Origin of the sequence: Rhodococcus sp. FH8 (genome assembly GCF_019266085.1) — a bacterium.
Classification (GTDB): Bacteria; Actinomycetota; Actinomycetes; order Mycobacteriales; family Mycobacteriaceae; genus Rhodococcus_F; species Rhodococcus_F qingshengii.
Genome location: NZ_LPNQ01000080.1, coordinates 58519 through 82919 on the forward strand (window position 1 = coordinate 58519; position 24401 = coordinate 82919).

Below are 24401 nucleotides of genomic sequence, written 5' to 3' on the forward strand. Positions count from 1 at the left end.
GGGTATCCATTTCGGCAGTGCTTGCGATGCTTCGCGCGTCGCATACTCGAATGCAATACACAACCGAGAGGGTGGTCACATGAGTGCAATCGAATACCGGCTTCCGCAGGAGCGTCGCATCGTCACGGAGTTCCCGGGCCCGCGCTCGGCTGCGCTCGCCGAACGCCGTAAGAAGGTCGTCGGCGCCGGCGTCGCATCCACCCTCCCGGTCTACGTCGCCGACGCAGACGGCGGAGTCATCGTCGACGTCGACGGCAACTCGCTGATCGACCTCGGTGCCGGTATCGCGGTGACCAGCGTCGGCGCTTCCAACCCGGCCGTCGTGTCCGCCGTTCAGGATCAGGTCGCGCACTTCACCCACACCTGTTTCATGGTCGCTCCGTACGAGGGCTACGTCGAGGTCGCCGAGCGTCTCGCCGAGCTCACCCCCGGTGACCACGAGAAGCGTTCCGTGCTGTTCAACTCCGGCGCAGAAGCCGTCGAGAACGCCGTCAAGATCGCCCGTCACGCAACCGGTCGCGACGCAGTCGTCGTCTTCGACCACGCGTACCACGGCCGCACCAACCTCACGATGGCACTGACCTCGAAGTCCATGCCGTACAAGAGCGGCTTCGGTCCGTTCGCCCCCGAGGTCTACCGCGTCCCGATGTCCTACCCGTACCGCGAGGGCCTCAATGTCGACGGCTCCAAGATCACCGGTGAGCAGGCCGCTCAGCGCGCCATCACGATGATCGAGAAGCAGGTCGGCGCTGCCAACACGGCCGCCATCCTCATCGAGCCCATTCAGGGTGAGGGTGGATTCATCGTTCCCGCAGAAGGATTCCTCCCGACGCTCGTCGCGTGGGCCAAGGAGAACGGCGTCGTCTTCATCGCCGACGAGGTTCAGGCAGGCTTCGCTCGTACCGGCGCCTGGTTCGCCAGCGATCACGAGGGCATCGTGCCCGACCTGGTCACGCTCGCCAAGGGCATCGCAGGCGGCATGCCGCTCGCCGCTGTCACGGGCCGCGCCGAGCTCATCGACGCCGTCCACCCCGGCGGCCTCGGTGGCACCTACGGCGGTAACCCCGTCGCCTGCGCCGCTGCATTGGCGTCCATCGACCAGATGCGTGAGCTCGACCTCTGTGGCCGCGCACGCACCATCGAGTCGACCGTCGTCGGCCGAATGAACGCACTGGCAAAGGAACTCGACGTCATCGGCGACGTTCGCGGTCGCGGCGCCATGCTCGCCATCGAGCTGGTCAAGCCCGGTGGGCAGGAGCCGGACGCCGACATCACCAAGAAGATCGCCGCCGAATGCCTCGCTGCCGGCGTCGTGATCCTCACCTGCGGTACCTACGGCAACGTCATCCGTCTGCTCCCGCCGCTGGTCATCTCCGAAGAGCTGCTCGACGACGCGTTGACCGTCCTCGAGACCGCCATCCGCACTGCAGCACAGGGGAACTGACATGTCCAACGTCTCGGATCTTCTCGACTCGGTACCCAAGGGTCTCTGGCTCGGCGGCAAGCTCGTCCCGGCCGAGAAGACCTTTGCGGTCTACAACCCGGCAACGGGTGAGGAACTCGCCCAGGTAGCCGACGCCACCGCTGCCGACGGTATCCGTGCGCTCGACCTCGCCGCTGCGGCGCAGGAAGACTGGGCGGCCACTCCGGCACGTGTACGCGGCGAGATCCTGCGCACCGCCTTCGAATTGCTGCACGCCCGCGCCGAGGACTTCGCGCTGATGATGACCCTGGAAATGGGTAAGTCGTTGGCAGAGAGCCGCGGTGAGGTCAACTACGGCGGCGAATTCCTGCGCTGGTTCAGCGAGGAAGCAGTACGCATCGGCGGACGTTTCACGCAGGCTCCGGCCGGCAACGGTCGCATCCTGGTCACCAAGGAAGCCGTCGGACCGGTCCTCGCGATCACCCCGTGGAACTTCCCGCTCGCCATGGGCACACGCAAGATCGGACCGGCGCTGGCTGCCGGTTGCACCATCATCGTCAAGCCCGCCGAGGACACGCCGCTGACCATGCAGCTCCTCGGTCAGGTGTTCGCCGATGCCGGTCTGCCCGACGGTGTGCTCTCGATCCTCCCGACGTCCGACGCGGCCTCCATCAGTGGACCGCTGATGGAAGATGCGCGTCTGCGCAAGGTCACCTTCACCGGCTCCACTGGCGTCGGAAAGTTGTTGGTGCGCAATGCTGCTGACAAGCTGCTCCGCACGTCGATGGAACTCGGTGGCAATGCGCCGTTCATCGTCTTCGACGACGCCGACATCGACGCAGCTGTCGACGGCGCAATGCTCGCGAAGATGCGCAACGGCGGCGAGGCCTGCACCGCGGCCAACCGCATCTACGTCGCCAACTCGGTGCGCGAAGAGTTCACCGACAAGTTCACCGCCAAGGTTGCGGCCTTGAAGGTGGGCGCCGGTGACGCCGAGGGCACCAACATCGGACCGCTGATCAACACCAAGCAGCTCGCAACCGTCACCGGACTCGTCGACGACGCCGTGTCCAAGGGTGCTCGCGTTCGCACCGGTGGATCGGCACCCGAAGGCCCCGGGTTCTTCTTCACCCCGACGGTTCTCGACCAGGTGCCCGCCGATGCGCGCCTGCTGAAGGAAGAGATCTTCGGACCCGTTGCGGCAGTAGTCGGTTTCGACACCGAAGACGAAGCGATCGCGGCTGCGAACAACACCGAGTACGGTCTCGTGGCGTACTTCTACACTCGCGACATCGACCGTGCAATGCGCGTCTCGGCCAAGCTGGACACCGGCATGGTCGGCGTCAATCGCGGCGCGATCTCCGATGCTGCCGCGCCGTTCGGTGGCGTGAAGGAATCGGGCTTCGGCCGTGAAGGCGGAACCGAGGGTATCGACGAGTATCTCGATACCAAGTACGTAGCGCTCTAACTTGCTGTGCGCCTTTATTAACCGCGGGCGGTTAATAAAGGCGCACAGTTGTCTATTGACCTAACGGAGTCGGGCGGTAGTACTTGCCCTCGTGGTAGAGCAGCGGTGCGGCAGCGGATTCGTCGTCTTCTTCGGCGTGAACCCGCGTGACGAGTCCGATGACCAGCGTGTGGTCGCCGACAGGGATCAACTGGTCGACCTTGACGCGCATCCAGCTGGGGGTGCCGTGCAGCACCGGCTCCCCGGTGTCGAGCACTGCCCACAGTGACTCGTCTGCAAAACGCTGATCGGCACTACGCGCAAAGCGCTGGGCCAGATGCTGCTGATGTTCGCCGAGAAGGTGGATCACCAAGGACTCGGCTGCCTTGAGTGCATTGATGCTCGACGACGTCTCCGCGATGTTGAACGAGACGAGCGGCGGCTCGAGGGAGACGGACGAGAACGAGGTGGCGGTGAAACCCACCGGGCCGGTACCCGAATCGAGGGTCACGACGGTGACACCGGCGGGGTGGCGGCGAAGCGCAGCGCGGTAGTCACCGGCGCAGATGCCGGTGGACAACTCGGGCGTCGCTGCTACTTCGGGGACGTCGGGGGTGGTGTGGCTGGAAACGGCATTCGGCTTGTCAGACAACGGGAACTCTCCGGCTGGAACTCGAGGTGTGCGGTGTGGTCGAGGTGACTGCGCTCGGCATACACAGACAGGCGTCGGTGCGGCACAGATCTACGTGCCGTCGACGCCAGTGGTTGCCGGCCGGGGTCCTGGTTGCAGTGCACATGGTGCGTCCAACTATAGGTGGACGCACGTCTGAGTGGTTTCGGACCGGGTTGGCTGAAGTGCTTCAGTCCATGTCGACGGCGAGGCCGGCGGTGATTCGGAGGAGTTCGGAGTACGTCGTGCGAAAGACCGTGTTGGGGTGCCCGGCGGCTGCCCACAACTCGGGGTACTGCTCGAGGGCGGTATCGACGTACGTCGGCAGGTTGGTGGGATGCCCGAGCGGAGCGACCCCACCGATCGGCTGGCCCGTCGCGGACTTCGCCATCTCCAGCGGCGCCCGCGTGAGCTTGCCTTCGAGGCGTTCGCCGGTGGCCTTCAGATTCACCTGATGCGCGCCGGAGACCAGCAGCAGGACCGGATCGTCGTCGAGAAGGAACACCAGTGACTTGGTGATCGCGCCTACCTCCACCCCGACGGCCGCCGCTGCCTCGGCCGCGGTGTGCGTGGCGTCGGGCTGCGTGACGATGACGCCGTGGTGACCCCGCGAGATCAGTGTTTCGGCGACGTGCGAGGCGTTGGGGTGGAGGAGGCTCGTCATGAGTTCAGACTAGGACTAGTCGGCGTTCGCCACAGCTGGAGTCGGCGTCGTGTCGGTGGACTTTCGGTTACGACGGATCGTGAAGCCGAACAGCATGACCGCACCGATCAGCGCGTACAGGAACAGCGTCAGAGCAGGCTGGCCGACGCCGACGTTGTTGAAGTAGACGATGCTCCGCACGCCTTCGGTGCCGGCGCCAGGTGTGATCCATCGGCCGATGGCGGCATAGAACGAGGGAATCACGTTGGAGCCGAATGCGCCTCCCGCACTGGGATTGCCGAGAATCACGAAGACGGCGATAGCCAGCGGGACTGCCAGAACGCCGATGGCAGCGCGCAATCCGAGTGTGAACATGGCGGTGCCGAACACCACGGCTGTTCCCAGGATCCACAGCGGGAACCAGTGGCCCGCGAAAGTTCCGAGCACGTGTGAGGTGATGAGGGCGCCGAGGGCTCCCGAGATGATCGAGTAGATGGCGATCACGCCCGTGTGTGCGCTTGCCTGGCGGAGGGTCTTCGGCGCACCGATGAACAGTCCGATGGCTGCCGCAAGGAGATAGCCGCCGACGACCCAGCCGACCGAGAGGTAGAAGCCGGAGAGGCCGCGGTTGTCGTGGGCTCCGACGGGGATCTCGTCGCGGACGACGAACTGTCGGTCCTGTGTCGCCTCGACCTTCGTGAACACCGCTTCGAGTGACGTAGCGATGGAGCTGCCGCCCGCGCTCGCGGTGATCAGGGTGTCCGGTCCGGCCGGGTTGATGACAAACGCGCCCTGGATCTCGCGGTCGTTGATCATGCGGCGAGCGGTCGCCGTGCTGTCGACCACCTGAGCGTCGAGCGGGCTGCCGTCGATGGCGTTGAGTTTGTCGGCGATCTGCTGATCCATGCCGTCGGGTGTGCCCTGATCGGCGATGACCGCGATTTCGATGTCTCGCGGAGTCGGCTGATGGAAGGCGGCGACGTAGCTGAGGATGAAGCCCATCTGCAGCAGGAGCACGCCGACGAACAGCGCGGCCATCACCTTGGGTGCGCCGTATTTCACCAGCAGATTGTCGTGGTGGTGTTCGTCGTGGGTGGAGCTGTTGTCTGGTGCGGCGTGTGCCGGATGCGTAGTGGTCACGAAAGAGTCCTGATCTTGTCGAAAGTAAAGAGCTTGTCAATACCCGAGGTATTGAATACTCTAGGTATCGTGACTGAATCTCGTCAACCGGACTGGACGCCGGTAACCCGCCCCGGACGTGACGTGGTGCGGCAAAGACTGCTCGACGCTGCGGCGGAAGAGTTTGCGGAGCGCGGATTCAGTGCCGCACGTCTCACTGAAGTTGCTCGCCGAGCGGGCTTCACCAAGGGGGCTGTCTACTCCAACTTCGAGTCGAAACAAGATCTGTTCGCCGAACTGTTCGCGCAACGGTCTCTCGAACTGGCCGGCCGGGTGCTCGCCGAGATCGCCGGGATGAACCCGTCCGACGCGGCGGGCAAAGGTGGCGAGGCCATTGCCACGTGGATGGTCGACGACCCGGGGTGGTCGCTTCTCGTCCTCGAATTCGGAGTGCTCGCCGGGCGTGATCCGCAGATCGCTCAGGCGTACTTACGTGAGCGTCGCCACTTGCGCAGCCAACTCGTGGAGTTGATCGGCGAACGTGCCCGTGAATGGGGAGTGGACGATTCCTTTGACGTGCGGACAACCGCAATCTCGTTGATGGCGTTGATATCCGGGCTCGTTCTCGAACACTCCGTGGATCCGGAAGAGGTTGATCAGAGTGTCATGGGTGCCGCCGTGACGGCACTCTTCGCCGGCGCCGTCGCACGGGCAGGATTGTCCGCCGTCTGAGTTGCTCGGTTGACAGGCAACAGATTTGAGAACTACCCTCTGGGTGCAGTACCTCGTTAGGTGAGGCTTCTGCACGAACACAGGCCACTGATCTCACGACGTCGAGAGACGCCCAAGGTTAGGACAGATCTCCCCGGCTTAAGGGGTGATCCAAAGTGGCTTCCCGTTCTTGATCGGGACACGTCGTGCAGTGCCAAAACTCGGACGTGGAGGTGTTTTCGCAGCTTGATGCCGGTTTCTTCCGGCGAAGGCGAGAGTACGTCGATATTCGGTTCTCCTGGCGTGTGCTGTGCGCATGTACTTGTGTGGCGTCATCGGACGCCCCGAACTTTCAGGAGGTGACCATCGTGGACGACCCGCCGAGTCGATATTCGACCCATCCTTCAGTTCTTGCCGACGATGCTCACCCCGGTCTTTTGCTCTTCAGTCACTGACTCTTTGCATCCTCGGCTTCATCTGCGCGGCGTTGCCGCGACCGCTGACGACTTCCATTGTCGCTCAGCGCATTCTGCTGCCCTCATGCACTGGCATGGTCCGGCGTGTTCAGGCAGCCGAGGAGATTCGTCATGTCATTTTCCGTTCTCGCATTGCGGCCACGGCCCACGAGAAACATTGCACAACAAACACATTCAACAGTCCTGGCAAAGGAAAGCGCACAGGAATTGGTCGACTTCTCGGCCTCGGACACGCGCACCGTTCTCGCGGATCTGACCACGACGGCCAACGGCCTTCGTGACGATCAGATCGACGATCTTCGTCGGCAATACGGGCGCAACGATGTCCGCCACGACCGCCCGGCGCCGGCAATCGTGCAGTTCGCGGGAGCCTTCAAGAACCCGTTCATCCTGATCCTGGTATTCCTCGCCCTGATCATGGTCGGGACCGACGTGGTCTGGGCGGACCCCGAGGACGGTCCTTCCTACGAGGGCATCATCACTCTCGGGTTGATGATCTTTGTCAGTGTCTCACTGAGGTTCTGGCAGGAATACCGTTCGAGCCGCGCCGCCGAGGCGCTCAAGGCGATGGTTACGACGACCGTCGCGGCCACCCGCAAGATCAACAACACCGTGGTCACGGCTGAGATTCCGATCGAGCAGTTACTGCCGGGGGATGTAGTCCAGCTTGCCGCCGGCGACATGATCCCGGCCGATGTCCGCATCATCCGGGCCAAGGATCTACAGGTCAATCAGTCCATGCTCAGCGGTGAATCGATGCCGGCCGAGAAGTCGGCGGACCCGTCGTCGGGGATCGACGTCGATCGGCTGCTCGAAGCCGAGAACATCGGGTTCATGGGTACTTCCGTCGTGTCGGGCAGTGGCACCGCCGTCGCGGTACACACCGGCAAGCGGACCTACTTCGGTGCCATGACAGCACAATTGGCGTCCAAGCGGCCCGAAACCAGCTTCGACATCGGGGTGCGCAGCGTCAGCTATCTGCTGATCAAGTTCATGCTGATCATGGTTCCCGCGGTGTTCATCATCAACGGGCTGACCAAGGACTGGAGCCAAGCACTACTCTTCGGCGTCGCCACCGCCGTGGGGTTGACTCCGGAAATGTTGCCGCTCATCGTGACGGCGAACCTGGCCAAGGGTGCGCTCCACATGTCGCGCAAGAAGGTGATCGTCAAGCAGATCAACGCGATTCAGAACTTCGGTGCCATGGACGTTCTGTGCACGGACAAGACCGGAACTCTCACCGAGGACCGCATCGTTCTCGGTGAGCATCTCGATACTGCCGGACGTAAGTCCGAGGACGTATTGCGGCTAGCGGCGGTCAATTCCGTGAATCAGACCGGATTGCGCAGTCTTCTCGACGACGCGGTGATCGAGGCCGCCGGTCCCGAAGTGGTCGAGGAGATCTCGCGTCGGCACGGGTTGGTGGACGAGATTCCCTTCGACTTCAAGCGCCGTCGACTCTCCGTGGTGGTCGACCACGGAGACGCCGATCTGATCGTAACCAAAGGTGCAGTGGAAGAGCTCCTTTCGGTCTGTGAATCGGTGGAACTGGACGGGGTGACCCACCAATTGACACCGGGATGGCTGGCCCGAGTCGACCGTCTGGTCGCGGAGCTGAACGGTCAAGGCAAGCGAGTGCTTGCGGTGGCAACCAAGACAGTCGTCGAAGAGCAGCGCCGCGAGTACTCGACGGCCGACGAAGAGGGCATGACCCTGGTCGGTCTGCTGGCCTTCCTCGACCCGCCGAAGGAATCTGCGGCCGGGGCGATCGAAGCCCTCGCGAGCCACGGAGTCGCGGTCAAGGTAGTGACGGGTGACAACGAACTGGTCGCCGAAACCGTCTGCGGCAAAGTCGGTATCGACGTGGGGACCGTGGTCTCCGGCGCCGAGATCGAAGCGTTGAGCGACGACGCCCTCGACGAGTTGGTGCAGCGGACAACCGTATTCGCGAAGACGGATCCGATGCAGAAGGCACGCATTGTCGAATCGCTGCGCCGGGTCGGCCACACGGTTGGTTTCCTCGGTGACGGTGTCAACGACGCACCCGCACTGCGGGCTGCGGACGTCGGCATCTCCGTTGGCACAGCGGCGGACATCGCCCGCGAATCCGCGGACATCATCTTGCTGGAGAAGGACCTCGGTGTACTCGAACAAGGAGTCATCGAAGGGCGTCGTACCTTCGGAAACATCCAGAAGTACATCAAGATGACTGCGTCGTCGAACTTCGGGAACGTCTTCTCGGTGCTCGTCGCCAGCGCCCTGCTGCCGTTCATCCCCATGATTCCCGTAGTTCTGTTGTTGCAGAACCTGATCTACGATCTCTCGATGCTCACGATCCCGTGGGACCGTGTCGACGACGACTTCCTCGCGAAGCCCCGCAAGTGGGAGACCAAGAGCCTTCGCCGGTTCATGGTGTTCATCGGCCCGATCAGTTCGATCTTCGATATCTCGACGTTCGCGCTGATGTGGTTCGTGTTCGCCGCCAACTCTCCCGAGCATGCAGCGCTGTTCCAATCGGGTTGGTTCATCGAGTCATTGATCTCGCAGACGCTGATCGTTCACATGATCCGCACCCGCAAGATCCCGTTCATCCAGTCGCGTGCATCGCTGCCGGTACTGCTCAGCACGGGCGCTGCCTGCGTCTTCGCGCTGGTGTTCCCGTTCACGTCCTGGGGTCATTCCCTCGGGTTGGTTTCACTGCCGTGGAACTACTTCCCGTGGCTGGTCCTCACCCTCGGGGCATACTGCGTCGTCACGCAGGTGGCCAAGGGAATGTTCATTCGTCGATTCGCGACCTGGCTCTAGGAGTTCACCGTGGAAATCCACGTCATCCTTGTGCGGATAGCGCTCGGGCTCGTCCTCGGCGCTGCCGTCGGGATCGAAAGGCAATGGCGCGCAAGGATGGCGGGTCTGCGAACCAACGCGTTGGTGAGCTTGGGTGCGACGCTCTTCGTCATCATGGGCGCGTACGGGTTTCAGGGCCCGGACGCCGATCCGACGCGCGTCGCAGCGCAGATCGTCTCGGGGATCGGTTTCCTCGGTGCTGGAGTGATCATGAAGCAGGGTGCGTCGGTCACCGGCCTGAACACTGCCGCCACTCTGTGGGCCACGGCCGCCGTCGGCGCACTGGCCGGAGGCGGAATGTACTGGGTCGCGGTGTTCGGGGCCGGCGCAATCATGTTGGCGAACACGCTGTTGAGGCCGTTGGGTCGGATGATGGATCACCAGCCTGCCCGAACCGGACGCGAAGAACCGCCCGCGGACTACACCTTCGAGGTGACCTGTCACGGCGACGCCGAAGCTCACATCAGAGGTCTTACCGTGCAGTCCATTTCGAGGCCCGAGTTTCAGCTCCGGTCAGTGCAGTCCTTCGACATCCCGGACAGCGACCGCGTGCGGGTGGTGGCCGAACTGGCTGCCGCGGAGCGTGACGACGGACTCCTGGAATCCGCCGTCAGCCGACTTAGCCTTGAACCGTTGGTGACTCACGTTCGGTGGGAGGTGGAACCGTCGAAGTAGATTCAGGCTCGCTGTCAGTCAGCGCGCATGTTCTTGCGGCGCAAGTGAGTTCCCCGGTGCAATGTTCGCGCAGTTGGACGGTGCAGGCTTGCCGTTCAAGCGGTCGTCGACCCAGGCGAGCGCACCGGGGAGCCAGAGCATGGCGCCGAGGAAGTGGCTGATGGTGTCGTACTGGTCGTACTGAATCGCCAGGCCGGCGTCGCAGTACTTGCGTGCGAGGGTGCGGACGTCGCCCGTGATCATCACGCCGTCTCCCGCTCCGACACCGGGGCCGCCGGGTTGGGTGCCCTCGATGGTGCCGTTTGCCGCCTGCGCGATGAACATCGGAATGGTCGGTGTCGCCGCGGTGCCCATGTTGATCTTGTTCACGACATCGACGTACTCGGGAACCGTATTGGGATCGGCGTACTCGGGTTTGACCAGATCCTGCCAGGTCAGTCCGGGATACTGTGCCAGCACATTGCCGATGGACGCGTCTTCGAGTCGAGCCATGACGTCGCGTCCACGGTCGCTGAGATACTTCCCGAAATCGATGTCGTACGAGCGCGCAACGCCGACGACTGCCATGCCGACCACGCCGCCCCACCCGATGCTTCCGCTCGCGTAGCGAAGGTTGTTGGCCGGATTGACCAGCACGCCTCCCTGCGCGGCACCGATCAAGTTGTCGTTGATCTCCGGTGCATATGCGGGAGCGAGTATCGAAGCCCAGTTGGTGGCGATCGCTCCGCCGGAGTAACCCATCAGCGCGATCTCTGCGTCGTCGGTGATTCCGGTTTCCGGGACATCGCGGGCGGCACGCAGAGCGTCGAGCGTCATCATCCCGTATTCGGGTCCGGCAGCGAAGTTTGCATCCGGCCCCTCGGTGTCCGGGACGACGATCGTGTAGCCCAATGCGAAGAGCGGCCCGAACAGGGCTGCCTCGATGGACGTGAAGGTACCGCCGATGTTGAAGTTGCGTCCGCTGGGAGTCAAGTCGCCGATCGGGGTGTTACCCGCGATGGCTCGCGACGGGCTGTCGTCGGGGTTCAGCGAATCGTAAAAGGACTGGTACGAAACAACTTTGTTCGGTTGGGCGTTGGCCGGGCGCAGGATCGAGGTGACGTTGGCGGACGGCTGTCCCAGGGCGTCGGTTGATCGGTAGAGAACCTGGACTGCCTGTATCGGGGTCGGGATGTTGAGCACGGTGTACGGCACGGTGCGAGTCTCGAGTACCGCACCCGGGGCGTACGACGAGAGGGGTGCCGCGCCGTCGTAGCTGTAGAAACCGTCATCGGGGGACTTGGCAAGGACTGGCTGCGCGAGCGCTACCGGTGCGCCGACGCCTGTCAGTGCAAGCGCGAGTACTCCGACAACTGCGCGAGATAAGACCCTTGACGACATACTCGTCCTCCACATTGTGTGCCACGCCCCACCCTGAGATCGTGGTGTGACGACCACCATATATTACTCGTGGGTAATGTGGGGATCGGTCAGATCGGTCGTCGTATCGAGGTCTCGACGTAGGAAGATTTCGGAGGACTCGCCTGGGAGTAAAAGAACTCCCGCGTCGGTGTATCCCATTGCGCGATAGAAGTTCTGGGCTGATTCGTCGGCGAGTGTGGAGGTGAGGACCTGCGAGTGTCCCGCGCGGCTCATGCGTTTTTCCCAATCTGTGACCAAAGCGCGCCCGATGCCTTGGCCGCGGTTCGAAGACAGGACGGTCAGCATGTTCATGAACGGAATCTCGTCCCAGAACAAGCCCCAGCGCAGCCATCCGATTGGATTACCGTTGTCCTCGGCGATGAGTATCCGGCCGCGTTGGACCACTGACGCGAGTTCCTCGGCAGCGACGTGCGAGTCGTGCTCACGTAAGAACGGCAAGTCTGTCTGCGCTGCGACGCGAATGTTCACCACAGAAGTCAGTATCGCCGTTCAGTCGGAGTTGATGGCGTTCGGCTTGGACAGGTAGACGACTCCGGGGATGTGGCTGGGGTCCGGCGGCAATTGGGAGTAGCCCGCTCGGGTGTACAGGCGAATGTTCCGCAGGCTCCTGCTTCCGGTGAACAGATCGAAACGGGTGATGTGCTCCGGAGCGTTCTGTTCCACGTGCTGCAAGAGGCGTCGGCCGAGGCCGTTGCCCGCCAAGTCCGGCGCCACCATGAGGCGACCGATCTGCCATGCGGTTCCGTCCGCGGTTCCTCGCACGGCCCCGACGAGCCGGCCGCCGCGTCGTGCGGTCCAGACAGTCGACTCCTTAACCCAGGCTCGGACCGTGGGTAGGTCCTCGTGGAGCGGGGGTATGTCCATGCTGTTGTTGGAGATTGCTTCCGAAACCCAGCAACAGCGTTGTAGAACAAGGATTTCCGCGGCGTCCTCGTCCGTTGCGCGCTCTATGACTGTCTCGTTCATGGTTTCCCTTACGAATAGGTTTTTCGCACCCGCAGGGCAATTGTTCACCCGCAGGCTGAATTTGGCGCGCGGCTGAACAATTGGCGCGCGGTTGTGAATGCAGAGCGTTTCAATTCAGGCATAACAAACAAAACGCCCGCGACCAATTGGTCGCGGGCGTTTCGTGAAAAAGAACGTCAGACAGTTGCCGGAGTGTTCTCGTCCAACTTCGGATCTGCATTCGCGATTCGCTTGTTGCGAATGAGGCTGCTGATGAAAGCAGCGCCGATCAAGAAGACACCGACCAGGCCGGTGATGATCTCGTTGATGTGAACGCCGATGGACACCATCAAGATGACGGCCAGAGCGCCGATGGCCCAGTGCGCACCGTGCTCGAGGTAGACGTAATCGGAGAGCGTGCCCTTGCGGACCAGGAAGACCGTGATGGAACGGACGAACATCGCGCCGACGAAGCCGAGGCCGAGGGCGATGATGATCGGGTCTGCGGTGATGGCGAATGCGCCGATGACGCCGTCGAAGGAGAAGGACGCGTCGAGGACCTCGAGGTAGAGGAACAGGAAGAAGCCGGCCTTGCCGGTCGCCTTCGCGAGCTGCGTGGGGCCGCCGGACTTGGCGGTTTCTTCCTCTTCGCCTTCTTCCGGCAGGTTGAACAGTTCACCCAGTCCGTTGACCGCGATGTAGGTGATCATGCCCAGAACACCGGAGATCATGACGGTGGAAACCTTGTCGTCAGCGGCGAGGAACGAACCACTCAGTACCAGGACGATGCCGGCCACGACGACGGAGAGCTGATCGAGCTTGCCGATGCGAGCGAGGGGCTTCTCGAGCCAAGACAGCCAGGTGATCTCACGCTCTTCGAAGATGAAACCGAGGAAGAGCATCAGCAGGAACATGCCACCGAAGGCAGCGATCTGCGGGTGAGCGTCCGTGAGGATGGTTTCGTAGCTCGGCTCGTTCGTGCCGGGGAAGTACGCTGCACCGTCCGGCGGCGGGTTGAGCGCGAGGTCGAGTGCAGCTACAGGACCGAGTCCGGAAGCAGCCCAGACGATCACGAGCGGGAACACCAGACGCATACCGAAGACGGCGATGATGACGCCGATGGTGAGGAAGATCTTCTGCCAGAATTCACTCATTCTTTGCAGAACAGTGGCGTTGATGACGGCGTTGTCGAAGGAAAGCGAGATTTCCAGAATCGACAGGATGATGACGAGGAACAGTGCCTCGGGTCCGCCGTAGATGAACGCAACGATCATCGCGAGGATCGAAATTGCGATGGATAAACCGAATATTCGCAGTACCACGGAGCGTGGCCCTTTCTAGTTGGTCAATGCAGAGTGGTTACTGCAAGCGGTCTCTCACCGCATCCGAACGTGAAAACGGGGAGGGTTCCACAGACTACTGCGGAACCTTCCCCGAGTCAGCTCGTCGAGAGCGAAGATCAGACGTTGACGCCGTAATCGCGCGCGATGCCCGCGAGGCCGGACGCGTAGCCCTGGCCGATTGCGCGGAACTTCCACTCTGCACCGTTGCGGTACAGCTCACCGAAGACCATGGCGGTCTCGGTGGAAGCGTCCTCGGAGAGGTCGTAACGAGCGAGCTCGTTGCCGTTCGACTTGTCGACGACGCGGATGTACGCGTTGCGGACCTGGCCGAAGGACTGCGAGCGAGCTTCTGCGTCGTAGATCGAGACGGGGAAGACAACGCTCTCGACCTCGGCGGGAACCGCTGCGAGGTTCACGTCGATCTGCTCGTCGTCGCCTTCGCCTTCGCCGTCCGTGTTGTCACCCTTGTGCTCGATCGAGCCGTCGGGCGAACGGAGGTTGTTGAAGAAGATGAAGTGCTGGTCGGAGAGGACCTTCTTGTTCGAGCCTGCGCCGATTGCGCTGGCGTCGAGGTCGAAAGCAGCTCCGGTGGTGGAACGTGCGTCCCAGCCCAGGCCGACGACCACTGCAGTCAGGTTCGGGGCCTCCTTCGTGAGAGAGACATTGCCGCCTTTGGTCAAGCTGACGCCCATTCAGGGGTCCTTTCAAGAGGAGAGACAAGGCCCACTACGACGCGAAGTCGTCTTGGGAGTGTGTTTACCTCCACCACCCTAACCGCAGTTCCGGTGTGTTCGCCGTAACAGCAGAATTACGAACCGAGAAGCGAAGTGCTGGACCCGTAGGATTCAATCGTGGTGGGAAGATGGTCGGAGCGCTTCAATCGGGGGGCAAGAGTGGGGGAGTCGGTCAGTCGTGCGCGGGAGGCGCAGACGGCCATGGTTTCGGCGTTCCTCGACATGGACAAGCGGCAGACCATCGCGTCGGCAGCAGTCGACGCTTCCGCCGAGCTGTACCCCGAGCGAGGGCTGCGCGCTGCGTGGGAACCCGTTCGGGATCGGTGCTTCCAGGCTGCGTCGGACTACCTCGACACATCCGAGCGCTATGGCAACGATCAGGTACTTCACCAGAACCCGAACGGTGCTCGGGCGGCGTTCGAAAAGTCGGTAGTCGAACTCGTCGAGGCGGCGAAGGGCGTCGACGCCTTCTACAACGGGCATCGTGCGCACCTCGAGCAGGCGACGGTCACGATGTCCGCCATTCCCGTCCTCGGCCAGCAGGCCCGAACCCTGGCGAACGCCGTCCGGGAAAAACTGGCTGCCACCGATCAGCGCTATCGCGAGTACCCGTCGGTGGTGACGGCCTCCGAACACCTCGACGACGCGGTTGCAGCGCTCGACAATGCGCGCTCATCCGGTCGCGCCGACGCAGTCCGCACGCGGGCCGAGAGTGTCCGCGAAGCGGTATCGGCGCTCGAGGAAGCATTGGCAGAAGCCCCGTCGACCCAGCACCGTGCCGAGATGACGATCTCCTCCGTTTCGACCAGGTTGTCGGCAGTGCGCACTCGAGTGGACCGCCTGGATCCGGCGTACTCCGCATTGCTGCGCGAGTTCAACGCCGCGAGTTCCGCTGACCTCGTCGACAACAGCAGTCGCAGCCGAGCGCATATCGATCAGGCCGACATCGATCTCAAGGAAGCGAAGCAGTCGCTGGCTGCGGGAAACCCCGAACATGCACTGGCTTTGATGGCCGAAGCCCGCGTGCACCTCGCCGACGCCGAAGCGTGTGCCGACGCCGTGACGGACCGTCTCGCTACTCTGCGTGCAGTCCGGGCAGATCCGAGCCAAAAGGAACGTGAGGTTCGTTTCCGGCTGAAAGACGCCCAGATGTTCGCTGTTAACCAAGGGTTGGTGGCGGAGTGGGGCTCCGTACTCGATGCTCAACTAGCAAGGATCGAGCGAGCGAGTGCGTCACTGTCGGGAACTCATCCGGACTACTGGTCGTATGTATTACAGCTGGACTCGGTATCGACGTTCATCACCGAAGTTGTCGAGAAGATGCGGGCGCGAGCCGGCAAAAACTGAATGGTCGGGCCGATCGGGGGATCGGAGTTGCCCGACGCGTTGTCACAGGGGGTCGTTTCATGGACTTGATTGCGGTTACAGAGAGAAGAGAAATGCAGCACTTTCAACATCTCGAGGATGACGTGCGGGAGCAACTGTTCCTGCATGCGCCTCGATCGTTCGCGGATTCCGACGAGAGGGATCTGCTCGCGATTGCTCTGGGTGCAACTCTCTACGTTCCTGCCACCCGGGCCCGGTTGGCCGACATCGTGGTCAAGCGTGCGTCCGAGGGCGTCAGCTCGATGGTGCTCGATCTCGAGGACGCCGTCGCGGATCACGAGGTGGAGTCAGCGCGAGCGAACGCGGTTGACGCTCTCGACAAGATCGCGTCCACCGACGCCGTCGGCATGCTGCTGTTCGTGCGGGTTCGTGAAGTCGCGGACATCCACAAGGTCGCCGCGTCGTTGACCGAGGGGCGCGCCGCGCTCACCGGGTTCGTCATCCCGAAGTTCGGCAGCGAGTCCGGCCCTGTGTTCCTCGACGCCGTCGCGGACGCATCCGAGTTGCTGGGCAAGCATCTCTACGCGATGCCGGTACTCGAATCACCCGCGCTTGTGCACCGCGATACTCGCGATCTCGAATTGCGCACCATCAGTGGGATTCTCGCGCAACACCGCGATCGAATCCTTGCCGTCCGCATCGGCGCCACCGACATGTGCAGCACTTTCGGCATCCGTCGTGACCGCGATCTGACCATCTACGACGTGCGCGTGGTGGTCGACGTCATCGCCGACATCGTCAACTATCTCGGGCGCGCGGACGGTTCGGGTTTTGTCATCACCGGGCCCGTGTGGGAGTACTTCGCCGATCACGAACGCATGTTCCGGCCGATGCTGCGCGCCACCCCGTTCGAGGAACACGACGCCGTCCGGTTCCGTCAGCATCTCGTCAGCCGCGACCTCGACGGTCTGCTCCGTGAGATCGCGCTGGACCGAGCCAACGGAATCCAGGGCAAGACGGTCATCCACCCGTCGCACGTCGCAGCGGTCAATGCATTGTCCGCTGTCACGCACGAGGAATATCACGATGCCCTCGACATTCTCGGTGCCGACGCCGGGGGAGTTCAGGCGTCCGGCTACCGGAACAAGATGAACGAGATGAAGCCGCACCGCAATTGGGCCCATCAGACTGCGCTCCGAGCTCACGTGTTCGGTGTGACCAACAAGGGAATCACGTTCGTCGAGTTGCTGACGGCGTTGGTCGATCGATGACAGAGCTTGTCCAGTCCAAGGACGTTCCCTGGGCTACAGCAGAATTCGGCTTGGACCTCGTTCACGGTGATTCGTCACTCGGGCATTCGGTGCCCGATCTGGTGATCCCGGGACTTCGGCGGAATCCGCGTCGCGCTCATCTGCTGGTGTCCACCGTGCTGGGAAAGCACGTGCCCACCGAGCCGTCCGTGGTCATCGGCGCTGCCGACGACCTCGGCGATCTGGTGCGGACAACCCTCGGTGAGGGTGTCGACGTCGTCGTTCTCGGGTTTGCCGAAACCGCAACAGGTTTGGGTCACTGCGTCGCAGCTCGCCTGCACGCTCACTGCTACCTGCACTCCACGCGCCGAGACGTACCAGGGGCTACGACGCTCGCCGGATTCGAGGAGGGGCACTCGCACGCCACGAGCCATCTGATGCAGCCGACGTCCGCCGAACTGTTCGAGAACGACCTGCCTCTGGTCCTCGTCGACGACGAGATCTCCACCGGCGCCACCGCGATCGATGCCATCCGGGCGCTGCACGGGCAATGCCCGCGAAGCCGCTACGTCGTGGCCTCGCTGGTGGACATGAGAACCGAGGAACACCGAGTCGCCGGCGAAGCCGCGGCGGCAGAGTTGGGTGTGCGGATCGATTACGTCTCTCTCGCTTCGGGTTCGACGGTTCTGCCCGACGGCCTGACCGAGCGCGTCACGGCTCTGGATGCTCCGGACCTCAATCCGATCGGTGATCGCCGCGGCACGCTGTCTCAGATGGATCTGCCGTGGCCGGCACATGTCCCCGACGGTGGCAGGCACGGCTTTCTCGATGGCGACACCGCGGCATTCGAGTCAGCCGTCGAGGCAGCGGTGTCCATTCTCGGATCGTCGATCGACGCGTCGCGTGCTGTGATCGTGATCGGTCACGAGGAGTTGATGTACCTGCCACTGCGCATCGCTGCGGGCTTGGAAAGCTCTGGGCGAGCAGTTCGTTACCAGACCACAACTCGCTCACCCGCGTACGTCGTCGACGTGCCGGGATACCCGCTGCGTCGCGGGTTCACCTTTCCGGCACCCGAACTGGGTGAGAACGACCCTCGATACGTCTACAACGCGCAGTGGCCTGATGCGGCGGTCGACGCCCTTGCGTTGCTGGTCATCGACGAGCCCGCAGACACCGATCGGTTGACGGCGATGGACGGAGTGATCGAGGTGTTGCGGAACTCCGGCACCGACATCCTGGTCGCCACCGTTCGCGGGGCCGATCCGTCGGCGCTGCGAGAATCCAGAGCAGGGAGCTCGTCATGAACGAACCATTGGTCGGGCCCGAATTCGGTTCGTACGCGCCGGGCGAAGTGAAGTGGCTGCTCAAGGATCTTTCGCACGTGGATCTCGAAGCGGATGTATCCGTGCGCGAGAAGCGTATTCAGTCGGGTGAGGCGCACTATGCCGAGTCTCTCCCCATCGAGTACCAACCCGATCAGGCATACCGGGATCTTTTCGAGACGGTGCTCGCCGAGAGCGCTCCACGGTTGGCGCGCGCTGTCGGGACCGTGATGGACCTGGTCTTGGCCGAGCGGGGGAGTGACATCACGCTGGTCTCACTCGCCCGGGCCGGAACACCGATCGGGATTCTGATGCGGCGCTGGGCCCAGCAGACCCGCGGGCTCACGTTGCCGCACTACGCAGTGTCTATCGTCCGCGGCAGGGGCATCGATTCCGTCGCACTCGATTATCTTGCGCACCATCACGACTCGGAGAACGTCGTCTTCGTCGACGGCTGGACAGGTAAGGGCGCTATCGCCCGCGAACTCGACGCAGCGTTGACGGAGTACCACGAGGCGGGTGGAGCCAAGTTCGACTCCGATCTGGCTGTTCTCGCCGACCCCGGGCACTGCGTGCGAACGTACGGAACCCGCGACGACTTCCTGATCGCGTCGGCGTGCCTCAATTCGACGGTGTCCGGCTTGGTCTCACGAACTGTCCTCAACGACACCCTCATCGGGCCCGGCGATTTCCACGGCGCCAAGTTCTACGCCGACCTCGCCGACGTCGACGTTTCCAACAGGTTGCTCGACGTGGTCTCGGCCGAGTTCGATTCGGTTCGCGGCGACGCAGCGGATTCTCTTGCTGCAGTGCTCGATTCCGATCGGACGCCGACCTGGGCCGGTTGGGAGTCGGTGGAGAAGGTGCAGGCCGAGTACGGGATCTCGACGGTCAACTTCGTCAAACCCGGTGTCGGAGAAACAACCAGGGTGCTGCTGCGCCGGCTTCCCTGGAAGGTTCTGGTGCGCGAACTCGAAGCCCCGGAGCACGCGCACATCCGGTTGTTGGCACAGGCCCGTGGGGTCCCGGTCGAGGTCGTCCCGGATCTCGCCTACTCGTGTGTCGGCCTGATCAAGGACATCACGTGAGCCGTGTGGACACCGCTGCGTCCCAGGTCCTGATCGCCACGGATCTGGACCGCACGATGATCTATTCGCAGGCCGCGATCGGCGGCGATCCCAGTGGCTCCGACCTGGATTCGGCACCGAGCCCGCTGTGCGTCGAGTACTACAACGGCGGTCCGCTCTCGCACATGAGCGTCGAATCGATCGAACTGCTGACCGCGCTGAGCTCGCGGGTTCCGGTGATTCCGACAACCACCAGGACCATCGCACAGTTCCAGCGGATCGATCTTCCCGGCGGACCGTGGAAGTACGCCATTACGAGCAACGGCGGAAACATCCTGGTGGACGGCGAAGCCGATCGCGAGTGGCGAAACGAGATCGACCGTTCGACCCGTAAGTCCGGCGCCGAGTTGCCGCAGGTTCAGGCCGAACTGGAATCGCGGATCGACTCGAGCTGGGTCAGCTCCATTCGTGTTGCCGACGACCTGTTTCCGTACCTGGTCGTCGATCTGGCCGTGATGCCGAGTGAATTCGAAACCGAATGGAATCACTGGTGCGTGACGCGGGGCTGGAATGTTTCGCGTCAAGGCCGGAAGATCTACACGATGCCCGACGCCGTGTCGAAGTCACGAGCGCTGGCAGAGGTGCGCCGCAGACTGGTCGAGTCGGGTGATCTGGATCAGTCCGCCGTCGTGATCTCGGCTGGTGACGGCGCATTGGATGCGGACATGCTCGAATACTCCGATTTCGCGATCAGGCCCAGGCACGGTGAGCTGGAAGAACTGAATTGGCAACGGCCGACCGTTACTGTGACAGAAAGGTCCGGTATCGCAGCGAGCGCGGAGATCTTGCGGTGGTTCTCTTCCGCGCTCGGGTAATACACGCTCTCTATGAAGGGGATTTAGTTGTCTGTATCGCTTGCCAAAGGGCAGAACGGCCCGCTGGACGTCTCGGATGTAGTTGTCTCGGTTCAGCTGGCTGCGGCCGCTGACCTGTCTGCACTCCTCGTGACGAGCAACGGAAAAGTTCGTTCCGACGCCGACTTCGTCTTCTTCAACCAGCCGACCGGACCCGGCGTGCAATTGGTACCCAACCCGGGTGGCATTGCCTCACTCCGAGTCTCACTCGCCGGCGTACCCGCCGATGTCGAGCAGGTTCGCGCCGTCATCACGCTCGACGACGCTTCGTCGAACTTCGGGCGCAGCGCTGCACCGACCGCTCGGGTCTCCGATGCGGCCGGGAACGTGTTGTACGAGTACGTGATCGACGGCCTCACCACCGAGTCCATCGTCATCGCGCTCGAGGTGTACCGACGCCAGGGTGCATGGAAGGTGCGCGCCGTCGGCCAGGGGTACGCGGGTGGATTTGCCGCGCTGGTCACCGATCACGGTGTGTCCGTCGACGATGCGCCCGCGCCGCCGCCGCCCACTCCGGTCGCGGCTCCGGCGCCGATCACCCCGCCCTCGTCCGTCGCTCCTACACCGCCGGCGTACAACCAGCCGCCGCAGCAGCAGCCTTCGTACAACGCGCCGCCGGTTCCGCCGGCCCCGCCCGCGTACAACCAGCCGCCTGCCTACAACCAGGGACCGACGCCGCCGGCCTACCCGCCGGCGCAGCAGCCTGCGTACAACCAGCAGCCGACGTACAACCAGGCGCCCCCGGCGCCTCCCGTGCAGAACCAGCCGCCGGCCCAGCAGCCCGAGGTGAGCCTGGTCAAGGGACGCCCCGTCAGCCTGACCAAGGGACAGAAGGTCACACTCCGCAAGGAGGGCGGCGTCGCGCTCACCATGATCCAGATGGGTCTGGGTTGGGATCCGATCAAGAAGAGCGGCCTGTTCGGAAGCCGTACCGCCGACGTCGACCTCGACGCTTCGGCACTCCTGTACGCCGACGGCAACCTCGTCGACGTCTGCTACTACGGTCAGCTGACGTCCAAGGACGGCTCGGTCCGTCACATGGGTGACAACCTCACCGGCGACGGAGACGGCGACGACGAGGTCATGCTCGTCGATCTGCAGCGGGTCCCGGCTCACGTGACCACCGTGATCTTCACCGTGACCTCGTACCGCGGACACACGTTCGAGCAGGTCTCCAACGCGTTCTGCCGTCTCGTGGACAGCACCACCAACTCCGAGCTCGCTCGATACACGCTCCAGGGCGGCATGGCTTTCACCGGAATGGTGATGGCAAAGGTGTACCGCGTGAACGGTGAATGGAAGCTGCAGGCCATCGGTGAAGGTATCCAGGCCAAGCACGCAGGAGAAGCTGCGCCGCAGCTGGGCCGTTTCCTCACTGCTTGAGTCGAGACTGCATAGTCGAGATGAATCCGGTTCGGCGGTAGGTGATTTCGATCGCCGTCCGTCGAACCGGACATCGTTTCCCCCTCTGTGCGTTAACCTCATGCGGCATGTCGAGCCGTCAGTCGAGCGGCCGTGCGCGAGAGGACTTGGCACAGTAGATGATCATTCGAGGGAAACTTCTCGGTCGGGCGGCGGCTGTCGCAGGCGTTGTGCTGGCGCTCGTGAGCACCGGGATCGCGCAGGCTTCGGTGCCGCAGTCGGAAACGCTGTCAGGTGTATCCGGCACCGGGATCAAGTACGTCGCCCTCGGTGACTCCCGCGCCTCCGGCCCAAGGCTGGAACCGATGTACCCCGACGCCTGTTCGCGTTCGTACGAGAACTTCGCGGGCAAGATCTCTCGGGCACTCGAGGTCGCGGAGTTCGCCGACGTCTCTTGCAGCGCGGCACGCGCCGAGAACATCATCGACACTCCACAGCTGATTCCGAACTACTGGCCTGTCCAACTCGATGCCGTTCACCCGGACACCGACCTGATCACCATCTCGATCGGCGGCAACGACTCCAACAGCATCTTCCTCGGTCCCCTGTGCGTCGCTCCGGGGCCAGGAACCGATCGTGGATGCCGGTACGACCCGCTCGCGAATTCCGTCGCCCAATCCGGAATCGACCGGGCTGCCGGAGAATTGGATCGCATCCTGACTGCGGTCACGCAGCGCGCGCCTAACGCTCGCATCTACCTGATCGGAGAGGGCGGCATGATCTCCTCTCGCGGATGCTGGCCGAACATTCCGTTCTCAGACGCCGACGCATCCTGGTTCATGGACTACTTCGCTCGCTACAACACGAAGTTCGACGAGGTCGCCCACGCCCACGGTGTGCGCACTGTCGACATTGCGGCGGCGAGCATCGCCGGCGGGCACGACGCATGTGCGAGTGCAGATCAGCGTTGGTTCGAAGGCCTGTTCTCGGAGTCGACGGCGCAGCGCTTGCACTTCACGGACGCCGGGATGACCGCGGTCGCCGATCTAGTGGTGGCGGACCTGCAAGGCTGACCGAGAGAGCCCGGTCATGGCATAGTTCGCTGCTGTGGGTATGACTTTTGTTCCCGGACAGAACGCGCCGCTGCAGGCGCCCGTGGTGACGTTTCGAGCCGAGAGCCAGACGCCGTTCGACGTGTCGGCGCTGGTAGCGGACGCGAACCTGCGGGCATTGACGTCCGCGGACTTCGTGTTCTACAACCAACCGTCCACCGCTGGAGTGCAACTCGACCAGAGCGGCATCCGGGTGGAACTCGATCGACTTCACCCCGATGCGGCAGCGGTGTTGTGCATCGTGAGCGTGGATCCGGCAGCGACGGCCGCGGGAGCCTTTCGCACGGCCGGGCTCTCCGCCACCCTGAGCGATCAATCCGGTTCGGTCCTGGCCGAATTCGCGATCCCCACCGCAGGTACCGAGACAGCGGTCATCTGTTGGGAGCTGTACCGAAAGTCCGGTGCCTGGAAGATTCGGGCCGTAGGGCAGGGCTATGCGGGGGGTCTGGCGGAACTGATCTCGGTGCACGGCGTCGAGGTCGACGACAAGCCGGCACAACCAGCTCCGACAGCCGCGCCCGCGTGGGACTCCGCCGTGGAACCGTTGGAGGTGGGCCGAGGCCTCGAGCGCGCGTGGATGATCTTCGAGGACGCCTCGCGATCTGCCGCTTCCTTCGTCTCCAGCAGCGAGTACGCGCTTGCCCGTTTGGACGAGGATCTGACCGCAGCCGTCGCAGATCCGTCGTTGCGGAACTCGGCGGCGGGAGTGGCGGCGCGCGATGCCGCACAGAAGCGTCACGACGACCTCGTGTCACTCGCGCGGGACAATCACGCCCGCGACAGCGCTCAGCTTGCGCACGAACTCGGTGTGATCGACGGCGTGCTCCCACGGTCGATGGCGTCGTGGAAGTCGGTGTCGTGGGCGGGTACAACCGATCCGGCCCAGATCACAGCCGTCAGCGACGGAATGCGTCTTGGCGAGCTGTCGGCTCCGGACCGCGGCACACTCACCGTTCCGTACTGCGTCCCGTTGCCATTGCGCCGGCCGATCTGGGTGGACAGTACGTCGAGCAAAGCAGCGCTCGGTCTGATCAGTGCCGTCACCGTGCGTGTCATGGCCGCCGGCCCGATGCCGCTACTCGACGTCGTCGACCTGACCGGCTCGCTCACGCCACTGACCGACCGACTGGCACCGATGCTCGCGGGGCCGGTCATCACCGCTCACACCGAGATCTCGGCGCGCTTGCGGGCACTGGCCGAGGCCGTCGACATGGGCGAACTCGCGCGAATGAGTGGTGTCGCAGATGGCCCGAGTTCCCTGCGCCTGTTGATCCTCAGCGATTTCCCGCACGGATACTCCGCCGAAGACACACAGACCATCATGTTCCTCGCCGAACGCGGACCGGGAATCGGTTTGTCGATACTGATTGTCGGAGAGGATGAGTCGAACTTCGCGGAAGAATCCGTCGCCGCGCTGTCCGAGGGGTGCCAACATCTTTCGGCAGCAGGGCAGACGGAGGTTCACGATCCGTGGACCCGCACGCAATGGCACTTCACCCCGGACGTGCTCGACCCGATCTCCGAGTCGCGAATTCTGGCAGTGTTCGACCGCACCTAGCGGCCGATGGCGGATTGCCGAGCACACAGGCAGAG

21 protein-coding genes and 1 riboswitch are annotated in these 24401 nt (G+C 63.3%); of the genes, 13 read left to right on the forward strand and 8 right to left on the reverse strand.

Translation table 11 applies throughout. The features are described 5' to 3' along the window. Positions 1-79: 79 nt before the first annotated feature. A complete protein-coding gene (gene gabT, locus ATN38_RS27000; protein ID WP_007727077.1) occupies positions 80-1444 on the forward strand; it encodes a 4-aminobutyrate--2-oxoglutarate transaminase in 1365 nt (454 codons plus the stop codon). Between the two features lies 1 nt (position 1445). After that, complete coding sequence (locus ATN38_RS27005) at positions 1446-2891, forward strand: NAD-dependent succinate-semialdehyde dehydrogenase (RefSeq protein WP_042922728.1); 1446 nt, start codon at positions 1446-1448, stop codon at positions 2889-2891. A 52-nt stretch (positions 2892-2943) separates the two neighbouring features. On the opposite strand, the gene dszD is transcribed toward ATN38_RS27005, so the two are convergent. The 3 genes from dszD to ATN38_RS27020 form a co-directional block, all read right to left on the reverse strand. Then, positions 2944-3522 carry an NADH:FMN oxidoreductase DszD gene (gene dszD / locus ATN38_RS27010; RefSeq protein WP_003941189.1) on the reverse strand — a complete coding sequence of 193 codons (579 nt, stop codon included), beginning with the start codon at positions 3520-3522 and terminating at the stop codon, positions 2944-2946. Positions 3523-3730: 208 nt separating this feature from the next. Then, positions 3731-4204, reverse strand: coding sequence for a YbaK/EbsC family protein (locus ATN38_RS27015; protein ID WP_047269684.1), 474 nt, complete (start codon positions 4202-4204; stop codon positions 3731-3733). A gap of 15 nt (positions 4205-4219) precedes the next feature. Further along, positions 4220-5323: a membrane protein gene (locus ATN38_RS27020; protein ID WP_003941129.1), complete on the reverse strand. Its 1104-nt coding sequence runs from the start codon at positions 5321-5323 to the stop codon at positions 4220-4222. A 126-nt stretch (positions 5324-5449) separates the two neighbouring features. Between ATN38_RS27020 and ATN38_RS27025 the strand changes: the two genes are divergently transcribed. The 3 genes from ATN38_RS27025 to ATN38_RS27035 all read left to right on the forward strand — a co-directional run bounded on the left by ATN38_RS27025 (position 5450) and on the right by ATN38_RS27035 (position 10008). Next, the gene (locus ATN38_RS27025; protein ID WP_037129354.1) at positions 5450-6034 is read left to right on the forward strand and encodes a TetR/AcrR family transcriptional regulator; all 585 of its coding nucleotides are present in this window, start codon (positions 5450-5452) and stop codon (positions 6032-6034) included. Between the two features lie 45 nt (positions 6035-6079). Next, a riboswitch (M-box (ykoK) riboswitch) is annotated at positions 6080-6253 on the forward strand. A 347-nt stretch (positions 6254-6600) separates the two neighbouring features. Then, the gene (mgtA, locus tag ATN38_RS27030; protein WP_218749023.1) at positions 6601-9294 is read left to right on the forward strand and encodes a magnesium-translocating P-type ATPase; all 2694 of its coding nucleotides are present in this window, start codon (positions 6601-6603) and stop codon (positions 9292-9294) included. A 9-nt stretch (positions 9295-9303) separates the two neighbouring features. Further along, positions 9304-10008, forward strand: a complete 705-nt coding sequence (locus ATN38_RS27035; RefSeq protein WP_003941187.1) for an MgtC/SapB family protein — start codon at positions 9304-9306, stop codon at positions 10006-10008. Between the two features lie 18 nt (positions 10009-10026). On the opposite strand, the gene ATN38_RS27040 is transcribed toward ATN38_RS27035, so the two are convergent. The 5 genes from ATN38_RS27040 to ATN38_RS27060 form a co-directional block, all read right to left on the reverse strand. Beyond that, positions 10027-11388, reverse strand: coding sequence for a lipase family protein (locus ATN38_RS27040; protein WP_054831721.1), 1362 nt, complete (start codon positions 11386-11388; stop codon positions 10027-10029). A 63-nt stretch (positions 11389-11451) separates the two neighbouring features. Further along, entirely contained in the window at positions 11452-11901 is a 450-nt protein-coding gene (locus ATN38_RS27045) for a GNAT family N-acetyltransferase (protein ID WP_007727049.1), read from the reverse strand. A gap of 18 nt (positions 11902-11919) precedes the next feature. Beyond that, positions 11920-12396 carry a GNAT family N-acetyltransferase gene (locus ATN38_RS27050; RefSeq protein WP_218749024.1) on the reverse strand — a complete coding sequence of 159 codons (477 nt, stop codon included), beginning with the start codon at positions 12394-12396 and terminating at the stop codon, positions 11920-11922. 176 nt (positions 12397-12572) lie between these two features. Next, a complete protein-coding gene (locus ATN38_RS27055; RefSeq protein ID WP_054781742.1) occupies positions 12573-13697 on the reverse strand; it encodes a DUF475 domain-containing protein in 1125 nt (374 codons plus the stop codon). A gap of 137 nt (positions 13698-13834) precedes the next feature. After that, positions 13835-14410 carry a TerD family protein gene (locus tag ATN38_RS27060; protein WP_003941199.1) on the reverse strand — a complete coding sequence of 192 codons (576 nt, stop codon included), beginning with the start codon at positions 14408-14410 and terminating at the stop codon, positions 13835-13837. 243 nt (positions 14411-14653) lie between these two features. Between ATN38_RS27060 and ATN38_RS27065 the strand changes: the two genes are divergently transcribed. From ATN38_RS27065 to ATN38_RS27100, 8 genes are all read left to right on the forward strand, one after another. Continuing rightward, positions 14654-15799 carry a hypothetical protein gene (locus tag ATN38_RS27065; RefSeq protein ID WP_081305460.1) on the forward strand — a complete coding sequence of 382 codons (1146 nt, stop codon included), beginning with the start codon at positions 14654-14656 and terminating at the stop codon, positions 15797-15799. A gap of 92 nt (positions 15800-15891) precedes the next feature. Further along, a complete protein-coding gene (locus tag ATN38_RS27070; protein ID WP_256932186.1) occupies positions 15892-17049 on the forward strand; it encodes an HpcH/HpaI aldolase/citrate lyase family protein in 1158 nt (385 codons plus the stop codon). Continuing rightward, the gene (locus ATN38_RS27075; RefSeq protein ID WP_218749027.1) at positions 17046-18335 is read left to right on the forward strand and encodes a phosphoribosyltransferase family protein; all 1290 of its coding nucleotides are present in this window, start codon (positions 17046-17048) and stop codon (positions 18333-18335) included. Before ATN38_RS27070 ends, ATN38_RS27075 begins: the two co-directional genes overlap by 4 nt. After that, positions 18332-19441 carry a cysteine protease StiP family protein gene (locus ATN38_RS27080; protein WP_204856106.1) on the forward strand — a complete coding sequence of 370 codons (1110 nt, stop codon included), beginning with the start codon at positions 18332-18334 and terminating at the stop codon, positions 19439-19441. Before ATN38_RS27075 ends, ATN38_RS27080 begins: the two co-directional genes overlap by 4 nt. Before the next feature lie 56 nt (positions 19442-19497). Beyond that, positions 19498-20295 (forward strand): HAD family hydrolase, encoded by a 798-nt coding sequence (locus tag ATN38_RS27085; protein WP_218749231.1) that lies wholly within the window; start codon positions 19498-19500, stop codon positions 20293-20295. 27 nt (positions 20296-20322) lie between these two features. After that, on the forward strand, positions 20323-21717 hold the full coding sequence (locus tag ATN38_RS27090) for a TerD family protein (RefSeq protein WP_218749028.1): 1395 nt from the start codon (positions 20323-20325) through the stop codon (positions 21715-21717). Positions 21718-21875: 158 nt separating this feature from the next. After that, positions 21876-22769, forward strand: a complete 894-nt coding sequence (locus ATN38_RS27095; RefSeq protein ID WP_209448313.1) for an SGNH/GDSL hydrolase family protein — start codon at positions 21876-21878, stop codon at positions 22767-22769. Between the two features lie 40 nt (positions 22770-22809). Beyond that, entirely contained in the window at positions 22810-24366 is a 1557-nt protein-coding gene (locus ATN38_RS27100) for a TerD family protein (protein ID WP_218749036.1), read from the forward strand. Positions 24367-24401 lie beyond the last annotated feature (35 nt).

What these genes read in the sequence shown, in the direction of transcription:
- gabT (WP_007727077.1), top strand. Translation starts at nt 80, where the DNA reads ATGAGTGCAATCGAATACCGGCTTCCGCAGGAGCGTCGCATCGTCACG.
- ATN38_RS27005 (WP_042922728.1), top strand. Translation starts at nt 1,446, where the DNA reads ATGTCCAACGTCTCGGATCTTCTCGACTCGGTACCCAAGGGTCTCTGG.
- ATN38_RS27015 (WP_047269684.1), bottom strand. Translation starts at nt 4,204, where the DNA reads ATGACGAGCCTCCTCCACCCCAACGCCTCGCACGTCGCCGAAACACTG.
- mgtA (WP_218749023.1), top strand. Translation starts at nt 6,601, where the DNA reads ATGTCATTTTCCGTTCTCGCATTGCGGCCACGGCCCACGAGAAACATT.
- ATN38_RS27040 (WP_054831721.1), bottom strand. Translation starts at nt 11,388, where the DNA reads ATGTCGTCAAGGGTCTTATCTCGCGCAGTTGTCGGAGTACTCGCGCTT.
- ATN38_RS27050 (WP_218749024.1), bottom strand. Translation starts at nt 12,396, where the DNA reads ATGAACGAGACAGTCATAGAGCGCGCAACGGACGAGGACGCCGCGGAA.
- ATN38_RS27060 (WP_003941199.1), bottom strand. Translation starts at nt 14,410, where the DNA reads ATGGGCGTCAGCTTGACCAAAGGCGGCAATGTCTCTCTCACGAAGGAG.
- ATN38_RS27065 (WP_081305460.1), top strand. Translation starts at nt 14,654, where the DNA reads ATGGTTTCGGCGTTCCTCGACATGGACAAGCGGCAGACCATCGCGTCG.
- ATN38_RS27070 (WP_256932186.1), top strand. Translation starts at nt 15,892, where the DNA reads ATGCAGCACTTTCAACATCTCGAGGATGACGTGCGGGAGCAACTGTTC.
- ATN38_RS27075 (WP_218749027.1), top strand. Translation starts at nt 17,046, where the DNA reads ATGACAGAGCTTGTCCAGTCCAAGGACGTTCCCTGGGCTACAGCAGAA.
- ATN38_RS27080 (WP_204856106.1), top strand. Translation starts at nt 18,332, where the DNA reads ATGAACGAACCATTGGTCGGGCCCGAATTCGGTTCGTACGCGCCGGGC.
- ATN38_RS27085 (WP_218749231.1), top strand. Translation starts at nt 19,498, where the DNA reads ATGATCTATTCGCAGGCCGCGATCGGCGGCGATCCCAGTGGCTCCGAC.
- ATN38_RS27095 (WP_209448313.1), top strand. Translation starts at nt 21,876, where the DNA reads ATGATCATTCGAGGGAAACTTCTCGGTCGGGCGGCGGCTGTCGCAGGC.
- ATN38_RS27100 (WP_218749036.1), top strand. Translation starts at nt 22,810, where the DNA reads ATGACTTTTGTTCCCGGACAGAACGCGCCGCTGCAGGCGCCCGTGGTG.